The organism is Gordonia sp. NPDC003585, from assembly GCF_040610755.1.
Lineage (GTDB): Bacteria > Actinomycetota > Actinomycetes > Mycobacteriales > Mycobacteriaceae > Gordonia.
This window is the reverse complement of sequence record NZ_JBEXMX010000020.1, coordinates 1-15,466: the sequence shown is the minus strand read 5'-3', so window position 1 is coordinate 15,466 and position 15,466 is coordinate 1. Positions and strand designations below refer to the sequence as shown.

Here is a 15,466-nt window from a genome sequence, read left to right as displayed (position 1 = left end):
CGATCAAGGATCTAAGGCCTCACCCGCCGACGTCGTCGGCGATCGTGGAAGCGCGGGGCGTTCCGGTGAGACCACAGGAACACGCCGCCAACCCCGTCGGATGTCTGTACGCCCCAGCCCTACCACGTGCACTGTGCATTTGACTGGGTTCCCAGGTACAGGTTTCCGCAGTTCAGGAGGCCGAACGCAGCGCTCTTCGGATCAGGGCTTTCGCAGCAAGTAGATGTCCATGATCCAGCCGATACGTTCGCGGGCCTGCGCGCGGACCGCGACGATCTCGTCGGACACCTCCCCGACCTTGCCGCTGATGAGGATCTCGTCGTCGGTGCCGAGGTAGGCGCCCCACCAGATGTGGTCGTCGGGGTCGGCGGTCTGGCGGAACGACAAGTCGCCGTCGACCATGACGATCTGGTTGGTGTCGGCACCCGGTGGGGTGTCGGCGAGACGGCGACCGGTGGTGATGTGGATGGGTTCGCCGACGCGGTTGGCGAGGATGCCGTGTGCGGCAGTGAGTGCGCTGGCGCTCGTCACGCCGGGGATCACCTCGACGTCGAGGTCGAGTCCCGGGCGCCGGGACAGGTCGTCGACGATGCGCAGCGTGCTGTCGTAGAGGGCGGGGTCGCCCCAGACCAGGAAGGCTGCCACGCCGCCGTCGGTGAGTTCGGCTCGCAACGCCGTTTCGATGAGCGCCGCTCGGGCCTCGTGCCAGCGCCGTACCTCGGCGTCGTAATCGGCGGGATGCCGGTCTCGCGGTGGATCGGCGAGTTCGAGCACCGTCCGGCCGGGGGCGTGTTGATCGAGGATGTCGCGTCGGACTTGAAGCAGGCCACCTTTGGCAGAGCCCTTGTCGAGCATGACGAATACGTCGACGTCGGCCATCGCGTCGATCGCCTGCAGGGTGATCTGCCGCGGACCGCCGGGCCCTATCCCGATGACCCGCAACGTGATTCGCACGTTCAGACCTTGACTTTGGGCAGTCCGTGCTTGCGCGCGGTCATGTCGAGGATGAACTGTCGCGGCAGCAGGCGGCGGAGCAAGAACACGACGCCGGCCTGATTTCCTCTCGCGTAGAACGGTTTCGGATGGTCGGCGAGCGCGGCGTCGACGATCTGTGCGGCCATCGACGCGGCGTCGATGCCCTCGTCTTCGTTGTGCCGGGTGGCGGCAGCGAGGGTTTCGTACTCGGCCTTGAATGGTGAATCGTCGCCGATGTAGATGCTCCGGCGGTCGCCGATGCCGGTGGCGATGGTGCCCGGTTCGACGCTGATCATCCGAATCCCGTACGGCGCCAACTCACGTCGCGATGCAAATGCGAACGCTTTGAGTGCCGACTTGGTGGCCGCGTAGTTGGAGCGGAAGGCAACCGGGAAACTCGACAGCATCGACCCGACCATCACCACGGTGCCACGACGACGCTCCCGCATCCCCGGCAGAACCGCCTTGGTCAGCGCGACCGGCCCGAAGACGTTGACCCGGAACAGATCTTCGACGGCCGACATCGGGGTGTCCTCGAGCGCACCCGCCTGCGACTCGCCGGCGTTGTTGATCAGGATGTCGATGTCCCCGACCTCGTCGACGCAGGTCTGAGCGGTGCTGTAGTCGGCGTTGTCGAGCCGCACATAGGTGACACCCGGGATGGGCTCGGCGACCGTGTCCGGATTGCGGGTGGTGCCGAAGACCGTGAGGCCTTTCTCGACGAACTGTCGCGCCACCTCGGCTCCGATACCGCTGGTCGCGCCGGTCACGAGCACTGTCTGCTGAGTCACGGAACTTACGGTAACAAGTGATCGCCGACTGCCGGCAGGACCCGGTTTGCAGCAGCGATGTCACATCCGATCCCGCGCCGGTGTCCTATGTCTGACAGTGGCAATCGACCATGACAGATTGAGGTGCAATGACGACCATCATCGTGACGTCCTCGCGATCCCCGCACGGCAATACCCGCCGCATTGCCGACACGCTGAGTGCCGGACTCGACGCGCGCGTCGTGTCACCTGCGCAGGCCACCGCGGACCTCCTGGCCGATGCCGATCTCATCGGATTCGGTTCAGGCATCTACTCTTTGGGGTTCGACGAGCGGCTGCTGGACTGCATAGCCACGCTTCCCCACATGGCCGGCCGCGCGGCATTCATCTTCGCGTCCAGCGGGCTGCCGGAACCGCCGTTCGCGCGGTATACGAAGAGGCTGGCACGACAACTCGAGCGCCGCGGCTTCCGCGTCGTGGGGACCTTCGTGTGCCGAGGCGTCGACACCTGGGGACCGTTCAAGCTGGTAGGAGGCGTCAGCAGAGAACATCCCTCGGCGGCCGACTTCGAGCGTGCACGCAGTTTCGCTGCGGGACTGTAACCGTAGGCCTCGCTGACCGATGTCCGGGACTCCACCCGACGGGCGGCCACGTCGAGTGCTCCCGGCAGGATTCGAACCTGCGACACCGGCTTTAGGAGAGCCGTGCTCTATCCCCTGAGCTACGAGAGCGGGACTGGGTGACCTCGTGGAGGAAATCGCAGGTCTGCGAGTTTCCGGCCCGCGTTCACGGCAGTCGCGGCCCGATCGGCCACCTCAGCAGCGAATCGGACGGTCCAGAGTCTACGTCACGCGCCGGTCGGTGGGATCGGCGGTCAGCGCCGCTTACGCGCCGACCGCTCGAGCTCATCTTGTCGGAGGTGACCGCTACCGTCGCGTCATGTCACACCGGATATGGAAAACGGGGAAACATGAGTGAGTATCAGTACTACGAATTCATGGCCATCGACCGGCCGCTCACATCTGCCGAGCAGGCTCAGATGCGCTCGCTGTCGACCCGGGCACGCATCAGCGCAACGGGTTTCGTCAACGAGTACGAGTGGGGTGACTTCCGGGGCTCGCCTGATCAATTGATGGAGCACTTCTACGACGCGCATCTGTACCTCAGCAATTGGGGCTCCCGCCGCCTGATGCTCCGTCTCCCCCGCGAAGTCCTCGACATCGATGTCGCGACGACCTACTGCACCGGGGAACCGGCCACCGCGTGGTCTACCGACGACTCGACGGTGCTCGACTTCTTTCACGAAGGCGACGGCGAGGACGATTACGGCGATCTCTACAACGCAGATGTGTTGCTGTCGACCATGATCGGTGTCCGTGCCGAACTGGCCGCCGGCGATTTGCGACCCCTCTACCTGGCGTGGCTCGGAACACTGGGCACGCCTGATCTCCAGCACATCGACGACGTCGACCACGAGGACCCGGCGCCGCCCATTCCGCCGGGTCTGGCCGACCTCACCCCGGCGCAGGATGCACTCGCCGAATTCCTCGGTGTCGATGACGACCTGCTGGCCATCGCCGCCGAATCCTCGCCGGAGCTCGAAACCCGCTCCGACACCGAGGCTCTCGCCGCGTGGATCTCCTCGCTCCCGAGCGGCGAGAAGGACGACCTGCTCCTTCGCGTCGCATCCGGCGACCCGATGCGGGTGCAGGTGGAACTATCGCGGCGCTTCGTCGACGCCACAACAACCGGACAACCCGCTACAGCATCCCCAACAGCAGCAGCCCTCATCACCGACGCGGCTCAACTCCGCACCGACCTGGACACGCAGGCGGCCCTACGTCGCGCGGAGAACGACGCACGACGCGAGCAGGAACGTGCCGCCGCCTACGAGCGAAAGATCGAACAGCTGGCGTCGTCCCAGGATGTCGCGTGGTCACAGGTCGATTCGCTGATTTCCGCGCGCAAGCCGGACCACTACGACGCGGCTGTCGCGCTGCTCACCGACCTGCGCACCGTCGCCGAGCGCGGTGATAGCCAGGCGAGGTTCACCGAGCAGTGCAGTGCCCTGCGAAAGGCGCACTCCCGCAAGGTCACCCTCATCGAGCGACTGGATCTGGCGGGCATCTGACCAGAAACTGCCATCAAGCAGGTCTCGGCGCGCCGCCGCCTGGTCGACGCCGTCGTCGAGGCCACACCACTTTTTGGTCGTCGCCACCGGCCGTTTGTCGGCGAGGGATTCGACTGCCCTGCGCTCGACACGTTGTTCCTTGCCGCACCCATCGCGTTCAAGGGCCGCCTGGTGCAATATGCGGGCCGCGTGCTGCGCGCGTATCCCGGCAAGCAGACGGCCGAGGTGCACGACTAACACGATGTGGAGACCGGAGTTCTCGCCGCGTCGTTGGCCAAACGGTCACCCGGATACACCACTCTGGGGTTTCGAAGTCTGGGTTTTCGGAAACCGCCACGATGACCGGCGACCTGCACAACATTCACGGCAGCGATTCGCCGATCCAATCGCGTCCGGGAATATCGCCTCCGGCCTTGTGATGCATGTCACCGATTGCGCTCTCGTTGAGGTTATTGCCAGGAACGCTCCGTAAACTTCTGCGTTGCAGTTAGGTGACAATTTTCAGGAGGATGCTCTGTTGCGAAAGGCCAGTGACTCGCAGCGGCAGGGAATCCGAGAAAGCCGATCGATCGAAACGTCGCCCACCGCCGCGCCCGGAGCGCCGCGTCAGCCCAGAGCTCTGACCGCCGACTTCGTGCGTGCGGTGCTGTTCACCCTCGTGGTCGTGACGCACAGTGTCAACGCGATCGCCACCACCGACGTCATCCGCAATGCGGGTCTGGTCGGCACCCTGCTGCACCTCACCCGATACGGGTTCGTCGCCGTGACGCTCTACGTGCTGGTGCTCAGCATGCGCGGCAAGACGATGTCGCCACTGACCTTCTGGCGCAAACGCTTCGGGCTGGTCGTCGCGCCCTACCTGATCTGGACGGTCCTCTACAGCGTCACCGACCACATCATCATCCGCGACAACCCGTTCCCGCCCGCGGGCGAGTTCTTCACGTCGCTGGCGCAGCACAGTCTGATCGGCGAGGGCAAGTACCAGCTGTACTTCCTGCTCATCTCGATGCAGATCTACCTCTTCTTCCCCGCACTCGCATGGATGCACCGCAAGGTGGGATCGCATCCGTGGTGGATTCTCGGAGTCGCGGCAGCCATCCAGGCAACGTACTTCGTCGTCTACCAGTACCTGCCGCGTCCGGGCGGGCCGGCATGGACCTTCGTCTACGACCACGGCTGGAAACTGCTGCCGATGTACGCGCTGTTCATCGCGATCGGCATGCTGGCCGCTCATCATCGCACCGAGGTCGACGCTTGGATGCGCGAGCACGCGGTCGGCGTGATGGTCGCGGCCGGATTGTGCTTGTCGTTCAGCGTCGCGATGTACTTGATGTCGACGACGCCTGGCGTCTTCCCGGCCCAGGCCAGCACCCCGTGGAATCTTGCGTCGCTCCCCTGGTATCTCGGCGGGTTCGCGCTGTTGTGGCTGATCGCGCTGATGTGGAACGACCGCATCTCGGCCGGCCGAGGTCTTCTCTCCGCGGCCTTCGTGACGTGGGCGACCCTGCGTGCCTTCGGCGTCTTCGTCATCCACCCACTGATCCTGGACATCTTGGCCCGGATCGGATTCTTCGACTTCCTGTTCGCCGACGGCTTCCCGAATTCGCTGGCCAGCCGCGCGATCATCCTGGTGAGCACGGTGCTGGTGCTGTCGTTGGCGTCCGTCGAGCTCATCCTGCGTCTGCCGTTCAGCAAGTGGCTGGTCGCGCGGCCGCGTGTCCCGCTGTCGTTGGACTGGCTCCGCCGCATCACGGCGCGCATCCGAGCGACCCGTCGCGACGGCCGGGATGAGGAACCGACCGTCGCCGACGAGAGCGTCCCGGCTTAGCGGTAGTGCGGGTTGTTCAGAACCGGGATCTCGATGTTGATCGGCATCCGCAGTTCGGACATGTAGAACAGCACGAACTGACGCAGGAACTCGTCGATCATCCAGTACGCCTCCTTGGGCATGCCGACGTTCAAGATGCCCTCGCGGACCAGCACGTAAGGACCCCACGCGGTTTCGAGCAGCGGCGTCCAGACCGGTTCCCGCGGGATGTGCAGCGAGTCGGCGAACTTGTCTCCCAGCATGAATCGGGTGAGCGCACCGAGCACACCACGCGACAGCAGGGTCAGGTCGAGGTTCATGCCAAGGTCCAGCAGGATGTCGGCGAGCTTCTGCCCCTCGGGCGTCCAGTGCAGGATCGGGTCCAGCACCTGGCTCGCCTGCGCATCGGCCTGATCCCATGACGCCGGGATGTACTGATCCTGAACGCCCAGCATGTGGGCAGTGATCTGCCAGGAGTGCAGGAATCCCCTCGACTCGTCCTTCGCAATCGGGACGCGCCACTTCTCCAGATTGCGCATCACGGTCGTCGGCAGACTGTGCCAGGTGACCATGATGTCGGCCTGACTGATCGGCACCTTCTCCGTCGCGACATTCCTCCACCACGCCGACTGCGGGAGCATGTGACGGACCGCGGCATGGGCCAGACGGGTCTTGACGCAGGTCACAACCATCTCACCGTCGGGCCGATAGGCGTTGAGGGACCCGATGTCGTAGCCGAGTTTCGCGGTCTTGGTGATGCGGTCCTTCATGTCGGCGCCGCCACGCGAGTAGTACACGGCCTTGGCTTCGCGCGGGATCATCGTGCTCATCATGCCGCTGGCGAAACCATAGAGAACGCCCAGGTAGGTGCCGCGTTTCTGGTTGAACCGGACTGCTGTCTCGAGCTGACTCCGGTCGGCCCACGACGGCAGTTGCCGGGCGTGCTCCATGAAGTCACGCAGTTCACGCGGAAGTCCGGCCGGAAGCGGCTGGCCGTTCTTGGTCCAACTGCGGAGCAGCTGATTGACCTTGGGAACCTGGCCGCGGTCGAGCAGGTTCGCGACCACGGGATCGGCCTCGTCGTCCCACACCGTTCGCGGGTCGGCGCCGTTGCCGCGGCCGGGCACCGAGCCGGCCGGCGACCACGTCCAGGGTGTCCCCTGCGCGGCGACTGCCACGGCCCCCAGCGCTCCGACGGCACCTCCGGTCCGTAAGACCTGCCTTCTGCTGAGATTGTCCATTTTCCCCGTCCTTCATGTGGCAATGTGACAGTGATTGTCACCTTGTAACATTTCTATCACCGAGTGAGCCAGGACACAGCAGATTGTCAGAACTCGAAACAGTAGAATCAGGTCGAACGATCGTTCATCCAGGAGGCCCCGTGCGCGCAGCGCCGATCGAACCCGAGTCGACGCCCTCCCGATCGCGCCCGGAACAATCCCTGCTCGAGCGCGCATATCTCCGCGCACTCGACACCGCCGCCGACGAAGCGCCCGACCCCACCTCCGAGCGTCTCCTCGACGCGGCATTCGACCTGTTCTGCCGCACCGGGATTCAGCGCACACCGATGGAGAAGGTCGCTCAACGAGCCGGAGTCACCCGCGTCACGCTCTACCGGAAGTTCGAGACCAAGGACGCCCTCGTCGAACATGTGGTGCTTCGCGAGTTCCGTCGATACTTCGACCAGTTCCGCACCAACATCCACAACGCGTCGACGGTCGAGGACCGCGTCGTACTCGGTTTCGTCGCGTCGTTGCGAGCGATCTCGCACAACCCCCTGATCGGCGGCCTGTCCGACGCCGAACCCGCGTTGCTCATCGAATCGATGATCGGCGACAACGGGCAACTCCTCGCCACGGTCGGGCAGTTCGTCGCCGGTCAGCTGAGACGTGAACAGAGCGCAGGCAACGTGGCCGCCGACCTCGACGTCGATCTGGTCGCCGAGATGATGGTCCGGATCTCGGCGTCGTTCCTCACCGTGCCAAGCCGCATCGTCGCGATCGACGACGACGCGCAATTGGTCTCGCTCGCACGACAATTCCTCGTACCGATGCTGCGCCAACCGTCGTCGGGATAACATCGCGATCGAGCGGCGGATAACCGTTGTTCTGGTTCGGGGGCCCAACGTCGGGATGCGTCATGGCCGAGTCGAGAATGCTTGACCCGCTTCACCGTTCACAGACAGGTCCCCCGTCGAACCACAGACTGGCCAGAGTCGCGATTGCCGCGTGCGCGATCGCCGCCATGGTGGCCGCCGGCAGTATGACCTTCGCCGACCGCGTCGAGTACACGACGGTGACCACGGCGCCCTACTCGATTCCCGTCGTCCTCGTCGCATCCATCGATCAGTCGCCGACGACGCTCGGGGTCGCCGATTCCAACCTGTATCTCCTGAGTGATGCCGAGATCGCACGCACCCTCGACGAGCTGCAAGCGATGGGTGTCAAGGACATTCGGATCGGCGCACCGTGGATCTACATCCAACCCGACGGGCCCGACTCCTACGACTGGGAGAAGCTCGACACGATTGTCGACGCCGCGCAGGAGCGCGACATGAACATCGTCATGGTGGTGTCGGGAACACCGTCGTGGGCGGGGTTCCCGATCAACGGCCACGTCGACCCGGATGTCTACGCGACCTTCGCCGGCACCCTCGCCACCCGGTACCAGGGCGGGGTCTCCGCGTATGAGATCTGGAACGAGCCCAACGGTTTCGCCTTCTACAACCCGGTCGACCCCGAGGCCTACACGGCGATGCTCAAGGCGGCTTACCCCGCCATCAAGGCGGCCGACCCGGACGCGGTGGTGATCGCCGGCGTACTCGGGGCGGTGCCCACCGGTCTCGGCACCCTGAGTCCCGTCACGTTTGTGCAGCGCATGTATGCCGCGGGCGCGAAGGACAGCTTCGACGCCCTCTCCTATCACCCGTATCACTACTGGACCGCCTTCTCGGAGGGCGGCGACGTCACCGACTCGCCCATCAACCAGATGACGGCCATCTACGCGCTGATGGTCGCCAACGGCGACGGCGACCTCAAAATCTGGGCCACCGAATACGGCCTGCCGACGGGTCAGCTGTCGGAGGCCCAGCAGGCTGCCTACATCGCCGACCTGATCACCAGGTGGCAGACGATGGACGGCGCAGGTCCGATATTCATCTACAGCGCCCGGGATTCGAACACCGGAAGCTGGGACGCGGAGGACAACTTCGGCCTGTTCCGCACCGACTGGACGGCCAAGCCCGCGGTTGCCGTCGTCACCGCGATGATCGCCGACCTCGCCGACGGAAAGCTCGACAATCCCTTCACGGGCCCGATCCCGCAACCGTCGGTGCTCACCGTGCTGTCGGTGATCGCGGTGCAGTTCGTGGCGGGCGTCCTCCGCGTCCCACTCGGCATCCTCAAGACGGGTTTCGACGCTTTCACCGGTCTGGTCACCGACATCGTCAACTCGGTTCTCGGGCTGCTGGGTGTGTCGCCCGCATCGACGGCGGCCAAGGCCACCGCGGCCGTCCCCGATACCGCCGCTGTGCAGTCATTCTCGATCGCGTCGGAGCAGGAAGCGTCGGTAGTGAACAACCCGGTCGTGAACGACCCCGTCGTCAGCACCCCGGAGAAGAACACGACAACAGCACCAGAGCCCACCGACAGCAAGTCGACCGCACGCAACGAGCCGGACGGCAGCAAGACGAACGGCAGCAACACCAACAACACGACCATCAACAGTCAGTACCCATCACCGGAATCGACCCCGAACGAGCCAGACGGAAGCGACGACGATCCGCCCGCGGATGAAACGTCCGACGCCACCGCTGACCACGGTGACACCACAACCGACACCACAACCGAGAACGACACAACCGACAGCACCACCGATCACGACTCTGACGGCGAGGGCAGTTCGACGGCGACCGAGTGACCCGCGGTTCGGGTCATCCCACCCGCATGACGGTGGTGTGACCCACTTGCGCATATGCTTTCCAGCCATGCGCAAATGGTTCGTGATCGTCATCCTCGCGGTCTCGCAGTTCGTCATGGTGCTCGACAGCACCGTGATGAACGTGTCCATCTCCACCGTCGCCAAGGACCTGGACACGACGATCACCGGCATGCAGGCCGCGATCACGTTCTACACGCTGACGATGGCGGCCTTCATGCTGACCGGCGGCAAGTTCGGTGACCTGCTGGGCCGGGCCCGGGCGTTCAAGATCGGTTCGGTGATCTACGGCATCGGCTCGTTGCTCACGGCGCTCAGCCCCAACCTGCCCGTGCTTCTGTTCGGCTGGTCGCTGGTGGAAGGTCTCGGTGCCGTGCTGGTCATCCCGGCCATCGCCGCCCTGGCCGCTGTCAACTACACCGGCAAGGCCCGGGTCACCGCGTTCTCGATCCTCGGCGCCGTGACCGGACTCGCCGCCGCCGTCGGGCCGTTGATCGGTGGCCTGGTCACCACCTACCTCTCGTGGCGCTACGTGTTCGCCGCCGAGACCGTCGTGATGATCGGCGTGCTGCTCGTGTCCGGTCGGATCAAGGACGACGAACGCAACCGGGAGACCCGCATCGATCCGCTGTCGGTTCTGCTGTCGGCGGGCGGTATGGCCCTGGTCGTCTTCGGTGTGCTGCAGTCCAAGACGTGGGGCTGGCTCAAGCCGCTCAACCCACCCGAGATCGGCGACCGAACCATTGCGCCCCTGGGGGTTTCGCCGGTCGCCTACCTGATCCTGTTCGGCGTCGTGGTGCTCTGGCTGTTCGTCATCCGGCAACGGGCCCTCGCGGATTCGGGCCGTCAGCCGCTGCTGAATGTCGACCTGCTGCGCATCGGCGCGCTCCGCGGCGGGCTGTCGGGATTCCTGGTGCAGTACTTCGCGATCGCGGCACTGTTCTTCGTCGTACCGGTCTACCTGCAGACGATGCTCGGCAAGGACGCCATGCAAACCGGGCTCAAGATCCTGCCGCTGTCCGCGGGTCTGGTGGTGTTCTCCGCGATCGGATCGTGGTTGACCGCCCATCGCTCCACCCGCTTCATCGCGCGACTTGGCCAGGTGGTGATGGCGGCGGGCATCCTGTTCACCATCGGCGCGATCGAACCCGCCTTGCGCGGATGGCTTTTCGCGATCGGCATGTTCGTGGTCGGCGCCGGATTCGGTCTGCTCGCCTCGCAGTTGGGGAATGCCAACATGTCTGCGGTGAAGGAGTCCGACACCTCGGAGGTCGGCGGCCTGCAGGGCACCTTCCAGAATCTCGGATCGTCGTTCGGAACGGCAGTGGTCGGGTCGGTGTTCATCCTGCTGCTCGGCTCGGGTTTCACCACGTCGATCGAGGACGCCCAATCCCTCAGCCCGTCACAGAAACAGCAGATCATCGCCACGGTCAACGACGCCGGGGTGCCGATCATCTCCGAGTCGGAGGCGATCGCACTGGTCGATCAGTCTGGCGGGTCCCAGGAAGCCTCGGCCGAGGTCGGCAGGGTGTACGCCGACAGTCAGATCGATGCACTCAAGCAGGCGTTGTTCATTGTCTTCGTGCTCACCGTCCTGTCACTGTTCCTGTCGAGGCGACTCCCCGATCGGGTCGCCGCCCCGACCGGGGCAGCCAACGAGGCTCGATCCACCTGACTCGAAGAGTACTGCTTTCGTCCTCCTGAACTGGGGGTGTGCGGAGGCTTCGCGGCGGCCATCCCATCGCGATCGCGGGGTGTCCGCCGTGACACCGGCCCTCGACGACGAGCCTCTTCCCGCCTCCACGATCGCCGAGTCGCTCCGGACACTCTGTGTCCTGTTGGAGAATCTGTGTGCTGCAGCACACGGTTGACCCGATTCGGCACAGGGTGTGGCCTGAGGCCACCCATGGCACATCACCGCCCAGGTCGGGCGCGGCTTCGGTATGGCCACCTCTCGCGTCGTCCTGCGAGAACTCGAGTTGAGTTGGAGAACGCGAGTGCTGCAGCACTCGCGTTCTCCAATTCGGCTCCTGTTGTCGCGGGTGCCGGCCGCGCGGAGCCTCCGGGCCGCGTGGGCGGCCACGTTCTTCCCACGTCCAAGATCGTCGGCAACGCCGACGGAGGGACGCTGACTCGAAGAGTACTGCCTTCGGCCTCCTGAGCTGCAGAAACACGATACCGTCGTGCCCGAAAAATCTAGGGGAAGAAGTTCTTCCCCGGGGTTCGTAGTCGTCCGCGAGAATTTTCTGGAGGAAGACACCAAGGGCCGGGGAAGAAGTTTCCTCCCCTGCTTTTTGTGGGCGCGTCTTCCTGGCATCGCGTTCGGTAGAACGCGATGGCCGACAATCGGTGACTGAGATCGGGCCCCGAGAGCGTCCGCTTCCGGGACATACCCGGACGACCACCGTCAGGGGCCCGATCCTGGCCACCGGCCCCGACCTCCGGATCAATCTACCTGAGCGAGATGGGCTTTGATCTTGGAGTCGGTGTATCGCACACCCTGCGATGCAAACGGTCCGATGATGGCGCCCAACGCACGGCCGGCCAGTCCACCCGGCAGCGTGTAACCGAATTCGACCAAAACCTGTGTGCCGCCGTCCTTGTCGGCGAACTTCCATGTCGTGTCGGCCTTGAATCCCTCGATCGCCTCGAGAACGATGAGCTCGTTCTCCACCCACTCCGTGCATTCGACGGTCGACTTCAGCTTCTTGGGGCCCACGTCGATGGTCACGTCGAACACCGAACCGAGGCCCGAGGTGATGTCCGACGTGGGCTCGAACCGCTGCACGCCGAACATGTACTCGGGGACGTTCTCGTACCCATTGACGTAGGTGAAGATCTGGTCGCGCGGACCGTCGATCAATGCTTCGTGCCGTACCACTCCCACAGCGGGGCTCCCTCCGGACGAACGACGATGTGGACCGGCCCTCCACCGGCCCCGATGTTCGACCCTAAGTGACCGGCGCTACACGATCGCAAACCGCCCCGCCCCAGAAGCGGTCCGTCTACTCTGACCCCTATGAGACGCCCCCGCGGCCGTCTTCGACTCCGACTGGTCGCCGTCGCCGGCGCCATCGTCCTCGCGGCCATGGCGCTGAGCGCCTGTGGCGACGACTCGGACATGGCAGCGCCGGTGACCTGCACGGAGATCCCCAACGGCGAGCACATTGCGGCGTCGCAGACCTCGAACGCGTCCACCGACATCTCGACCAATCCCGAGGTGGCCACCGGCTACCGGACCGGGATGCGACCGGTGACCACCCGCACCTTTGCCGCGGCGACCGCCAATCCGCTCGCCACCAAGGCCGCCTGCGAAGTGCTCCGCGACGGCGGGACGGCCGCCGGCGCGCTCGTCGTCGCACAGCTCGTCCTGGGTCTCGTGGAACCTCAGTCGTCGGGTATCGGGGGCGGCGCGTTCGCGCTGTACTACGACGCGAAGAGCGGAACGGTGCACGCGTACGACGGCCGCGAAACGGCGCCGGCCGCGGCCACCGAGGACTATTTGCGTTACGTCAGCGCAACCGATCGGACCGAACCGAAACCGAGCGCGCGGGCGTCGGGCCGATCCATCGGCATTCCCGGCGCGATGCGGATGCTCGAGATGCTGCACGGCGCGTACGGGCAACAGGACTGGCGTTCGCTCTTCGACCCGGCGATCATGCTCGCCGACAACGGTTTCGACATCAGTCCCCGCCTCGCCGCCGCCATCGCCGCCGCGGCAGGCGATCTGTCCGCCGACCCCGATGCCCGCGCCTATTTCTTGAATCCCGATGGCTCGCCGAAGGTGACGGGCACCCGGCTGACGAACCCCGCGTACGCCAAGACCCTCGGCGCGCTCGCCACCGACGGCGCCGGCGCGCTGTATGCCGGACCGATCGCGGCCGCGATCGTGGCAAAGGCGACGAGCACGGCGAACGGCATGACGCCGAGCCTCATGACCGCGCAGGATCTCACGAATTACCGTGCGATCCAACGCACCCCGATCACCATGGACTACCGCGGACATCAGGTCGTCGGGATGCCCGGTCCGTCGTCGGGCGGCATCGCGGTCGCCTCGGCTCTGGGCATCCTGTCGAACTTCGACCTGCCGTCGATGAAGCCGACCGACCTCGACCGCGATGGCGGACGACCCGATCCGGCAGCCGTGCACCTCATCAACGAAGCAGAGCGTCTGGCCTACGCCGATCGCAACAAATACGTCGCCGATCCGGATTTCGTTCCTCTGCCCGGCCGGGGCGTGGCGACCATCCTCGACCCCGCATATCTCAAGAAGCGAGCCACGCTGATCTCCCCCGACCGCTCGCTGGGCGAGGCGCCCGCCGGGAATCTCGGACCGGTGCCGGTGGGCACGTATCCCGGGCCGGAGCACGGCACCAGTCACATCACCGTCGCCGACCGGTACGGCAACGTCGCGAGTATGACCACGACCGTCGAGTCGGCCTTCGGCAGCTTCCACATGGTCGACGGCTTCGTGCTGAACAATCAGCTGACGGATTTCTCCGCCGACCCCCGCGACGACGACGGCAACCTGGTGGCCAACCGCGTCTCACCCGGCAAACGCCCACGCTCGTCGATGGCGCCGACTCTGGTCCTGACACCCGGCACCAACGGCGCACCGGCGACCCTGCTGGCCGCTCTCGGCTCGCCCGGCGGGTCGGTGATCATCCAGTTCGTGATCAAGACCCTGGTCGCGATGCTCGACTGGGGACTCGACCCGCAGCAGGCGGTGTCGATGATCGACTTCGGATCGGCCAATACGCCCGTGTCGAATGTGGGTGGTGAGCATCCGCTGGTGGACACCGCCGACGACGGCGCGAACGATCCACTCGTGCAAGGACTTCGGGAGCGCGGCGAACAGGTCTCGGTCGCCGACCAATCCAGCGGACTGAGCGCGCTCCGCCGCCACGAGAGCGGCTGGATCGGTGGTGCCGACCCCCGTCGCGAGGGTGCCGTGATGGGCGACGACGGCACGCTGCAGTAGTTCACTCCCCCAACGAACTCAACACCCGACGCAGCAGGCCGGCGAGTGTTTCCCGCTCGGCGGGCGTCAGTGCCGCGAGAACCTGCTCGTCGTCGTCGAGCCGCCGCGGCAACTCGACGTCGACGAGTGCACGGCCGGCGTCGGTGAGTTCCAGCAGTACCACCCGACCGTCGCGTTCCGATCGGCGCCGGACCAGCAGCTCACGCTTCGCGAGACCGTCGGTCAGCTTGGTGATCGACGCACCGCTGAGCATGGTCGTGGACACCACCTCGCTCGCCCGGATCGGACCATCGGCACGGGCGAGCGCCCCCAGCACGTCGTACTCGGAGCGCGTGATGCCGTGGCGGTCGAGGTTGCGGTCGAACCGATGCGTGGTGACTGCGGCGAGGCGTTGCACGCGGCCGAGGACGCCGATGGGTGCGACGTCGAGGTCGGGATAGGCGCGCGCCCATTCCTGCTGGATGCGGTCGACGAGGTCGGAGGGGGCCATGCCATTTATTTTACTAGTAAAATAGTGATAAAGTAACCGCATGCCGACGACCATCCGTACCCGTGTCGACGCACTTGCTCACCCCATCCGGCCACGAACGTGGCGTGACGCGTTCTCGCTGGACCTGAGCAAGGCGTCGTGGGCGGTCCCGGCCCGCGTCGGCGTCGCGGTCGGCGCGGTCCTCGTGGTCGGCGGCGTCCTCGGACTCCACGACATCGCCGGATTCGCCGCCCTTGGCGCGCTGGTCTCGGCATTCTGCCGACCGGATCCGTATCGGGTGCGATCGGTGCGACTCCTTGCGCTCGGCGTGGGCATGACCGCCGCGACGGTGATCGGCGGGGTGGTCGGGCTCAGCGGCGGTGCGCTGGTGACCGAG

General features: G+C 65.5%; 12 protein-coding genes, 1 tRNA gene and 2 pseudogenes. 9 read left to right on the top strand and 6 right to left on the bottom strand.

The genetic code is table 11. The features are described from left to right. Window positions 1–201: 201 nt before the first annotated feature. Both cobF and ABZW74_RS07525 read right to left on the bottom strand, forming a co-directional pair. Window positions 202–954, bottom strand: a complete 753-nt coding sequence (cobF, locus tag ABZW74_RS07530) for a precorrin-6A synthase (deacetylating) (RefSeq protein ID WP_355275331.1) — start codon at window positions 952–954, stop codon at window positions 202–204. A gap of 2 nt (window positions 955–956) precedes the next feature. Further along, complete coding sequence (locus tag ABZW74_RS07525; RefSeq protein WP_240857624.1) at window positions 957–1,766, bottom strand: SDR family oxidoreductase; 810 nt, start codon at window positions 1,764–1,766, stop codon at window positions 957–959. A 128-nt stretch (window positions 1,767–1,894) separates the two neighbouring features. On the opposite strand from ABZW74_RS07525, the gene ABZW74_RS07520 reads away from it, so the two are divergent. Beyond that, window positions 1,895–2,347 (top strand): flavodoxin family protein, encoded by a 453-nt coding sequence (locus ABZW74_RS07520; RefSeq protein WP_355275329.1) that lies wholly within the window; start codon window positions 1,895–1,897, stop codon window positions 2,345–2,347. Window positions 2,348–2,403: 56 nt separating this feature from the next. Here the strand turns inward: ABZW74_RS07520 and ABZW74_RS07515 are convergent. Further along, window positions 2,404–2,476: transfer RNA gene (locus ABZW74_RS07515), tRNA-Arg, on the bottom strand. Between the two features lie 239 nt (window positions 2,477–2,715). Here ABZW74_RS07515 and ABZW74_RS07510 point away from each other — a divergent pair. From ABZW74_RS07510 to ABZW74_RS07500, 3 genes and pseudogenes are all read left to right on the top strand, one after another. Then, on the top strand, window positions 2,716–3,876 hold the full coding sequence (locus ABZW74_RS07510; RefSeq protein WP_355275327.1) for a hypothetical protein: 1,161 nt from the start codon (window positions 2,716–2,718) through the stop codon (window positions 3,874–3,876). 87 nt (window positions 3,877–3,963) lie between these two features. Continuing rightward, window positions 3,964–4,218 (top strand): annotated as a pseudogene (locus ABZW74_RS07505) (hypothetical protein); the annotation flags it as partial. A 226-nt stretch (window positions 4,219–4,444) separates the two neighbouring features. Beyond that, window positions 4,445–5,704: an acyltransferase gene (locus ABZW74_RS07500; RefSeq protein ID WP_240857728.1), complete on the top strand. Its 1,260-nt coding sequence runs from the start codon at window positions 4,445–4,447 to the stop codon at window positions 5,702–5,704. Here ABZW74_RS07500 and ABZW74_RS07495 read toward each other — a convergent pair. Further along, entirely contained in the window at window positions 5,701–6,924 is a 1,224-nt protein-coding gene (locus ABZW74_RS07495; protein ID WP_240857627.1) for an oxygenase MpaB family protein, read from the bottom strand. The genes ABZW74_RS07500 and ABZW74_RS07495 overlap by 4 nt on opposite strands. Before the next feature lie 140 nt (window positions 6,925–7,064). Here ABZW74_RS07495 and ABZW74_RS07490 point away from each other — a divergent pair, with 140 nt between their 5' ends. From ABZW74_RS07490 to ABZW74_RS07480, 3 genes are all read left to right on the top strand, one after another. Next, a complete protein-coding gene (locus ABZW74_RS07490) occupies window positions 7,065–7,760 on the top strand; it encodes a TetR/AcrR family transcriptional regulator (RefSeq protein ID WP_240857628.1) in 696 nt (231 codons plus the stop codon). A 185-nt stretch (window positions 7,761–7,945) separates the two neighbouring features. Further along, on the top strand, window positions 7,946–9,601 hold the full coding sequence (locus ABZW74_RS07485; protein ID WP_355275325.1) for a cellulase family glycosylhydrolase: 1,656 nt from the start codon (window positions 7,946–7,948) through the stop codon (window positions 9,599–9,601). A gap of 67 nt (window positions 9,602–9,668) precedes the next feature. Then, entirely contained in the window at window positions 9,669–11,294 is a 1,626-nt protein-coding gene (locus ABZW74_RS07480; RefSeq protein WP_355275323.1) for an MFS transporter, read from the top strand. Between the two features lie 771 nt (window positions 11,295–12,065). Here the strand turns inward: ABZW74_RS07480 and ABZW74_RS07475 are convergent. Continuing rightward, complete coding sequence (locus ABZW74_RS07475) at window positions 12,066–12,506, bottom strand: SRPBCC family protein (protein WP_355275321.1); 441 nt, start codon at window positions 12,504–12,506, stop codon at window positions 12,066–12,068. 132 nt (window positions 12,507–12,638) lie between these two features. Here ABZW74_RS07475 and ABZW74_RS07470 point away from each other — a divergent pair, with 132 nt between their 5' ends. Then, a complete protein-coding gene (locus ABZW74_RS07470) occupies window positions 12,639–14,600 on the top strand; it encodes a gamma-glutamyltransferase family protein (protein ID WP_355275319.1) in 1,962 nt (653 codons plus the stop codon). 1 nt (window position 14,601) lies between these two features. Here ABZW74_RS07470 and ABZW74_RS07465 read toward each other — a convergent pair whose 3' ends face one another. Continuing rightward, window positions 14,602–15,090, bottom strand: coding sequence for a MarR family transcriptional regulator (locus ABZW74_RS07465; protein ID WP_355275317.1), 489 nt, complete (start codon window positions 15,088–15,090; stop codon window positions 14,602–14,604). Window positions 15,091–15,130: 40 nt separating this feature from the next. Here ABZW74_RS07465 and ABZW74_RS07460 point away from each other — a divergent pair. Next, window positions 15,131–15,466, top strand: a pseudogene (locus ABZW74_RS07460) (FUSC family protein); the annotation flags it as partial.